1 protein-coding gene is annotated in these 1,456 nt (G+C 57.2%); it reads right to left on the minus strand.

All coding sequences use genetic code 11. From position 1 onward, the window contains the following. Nucleotides 1-37 precede the first annotated feature (37 nt). Nucleotides 38-1,407, minus strand: a protein-coding gene (locus tag WS96_RS33690; protein ID WP_156443643.1) for an IS3 family transposase whose coding sequence is annotated in 2 segments (ribosomal slippage) — nt 38-930 and nt 930-1,407 — 1,371 coding nt in all. Because the reading frame shifts where the segments join, the coding sequence is not laid out codon by codon here. Between the last annotated feature and the right edge of the window lie 49 nt (nt 1,408-1,456).

The following is a 1,456-nucleotide window of genomic DNA, read 5'->3' on the forward strand; positions in this document are numbered from 1 at the left end:
TTGAACTGAACCCCGAGAGTTGGACGGTTCAAGAATGCTAGGCCAAGAAGGGCTGAGTTCTGTACTGAACAGGACTCAGCCCTTTTAGTTTCAGCCGGATACGTTCATGGTTGTAGTAATGAATGTACTGCTGGATTCCAGCCTGTAGCTGTTCGACACTGTCGAACTCGTTCAAGTGGAAGAACTCAGCCTTGAGCGTACCAAAGAAGCTTTCCATTGCGGCATTGTCCAGGCAGTTGCCCTTGCGCGACATGCTCTGGCGAATCGCCCGCTGATCCAGCAGTCTTCGATAGGCAGCCATCTGGTACTGCCATCCTTGATCGGAGTGCAGTAGAGGACGCTCGCCTCGTCCAAGGCGAGAGAACGCTTTCTTCAGCATGCTCCCAACCAGATCGAAGGTCGGCTGGACGGAACTCTGCCAGGCAATGATCTCGCCGTTGTACAGATCCATCACGGGGGACAGATATAGCTTGCGGCCTTTCACGTTGAATTCAGTGACATCCGTGACCCACTTCTCGTTGGGCCGTCGCGCCTCGAATTGCCGGTTGAGCACGTTCGGAGCAACACGGCCTACCGGGCCTCGGTAGGAGCGGTACTTCTTCGGCCGCACCAAAGACTTCAAGCCAAGCTGAACCATCAAGCGCCGCACCAGTTTGTGGTTGATCCGTTCCCCCGCCTGCCGGACTACCGCGGTGATACGCCGATAGCCATACCGGCCCTGATGGGACTCGTAGATCGCGCGGATGCGTTGCTTGAGCCCGGCGTAACGATCTCCGGCTTGAAGCACCTTCAGTTGGTAGTAAAAAGTGCTGCGCGCCAATCCCGCTACGTCCAGCAGGATGGCCAATGCATGGGACTGCCTCAATTCGAGCACTACTTGCGCTTTGCGCGTCGCGGCTGACGTTGCTCCGCCCGAACCAAGGCATCGAGTTTTTTTAGGTAGGCTACCTCCGCACGCAGGTATTCATTCTCCTTGAGCAATTGCTCGCGGGTGCGGGTATCCGATTCGGTATCCGGGGACGGAGATTCAGTAGGCGATACAGTCGACATCTTGGCGCGGCGCCCTTTGGGGCGCGGTAACAGTGCTGGGAAACCGCCTTCATGATACTGGCGTTCCCAACGGGCAAGCGCCCCAGGATCCCGGATTCCCAGTATCGCCTGCATCTGGGTGCGCGAGAGGTTCTCTCGCTGCATCCGCTCCAGCGCTTCCCGCTTGAATTGCGCGCTGTATTTGCTATGCCCTTTGCGGCGCAGCCCATCAACACCGTGCAGCTTGTACTCGGCAACCCATCGCCGCACAACGCTGCGGCCCACACCATGAGTTTGGGCCAAGGCTCGAAAGCCGATCCCTCCCGCCAAATACTGCGTCACTACTTTGAGTTTCAAGTGCTCGTCGTGCTTCGACATGAAAAACCCCAAGGGTCGGATCTATGTCCAACTCTCGGGGTTCAGTTCA

The sequence above is a fragment of the Burkholderia sp. MSMB1835 genome (assembly GCF_001526365.1).
Taxonomy (GTDB): Bacteria; Pseudomonadota; Gammaproteobacteria; order Burkholderiales; family Burkholderiaceae; genus Burkholderia.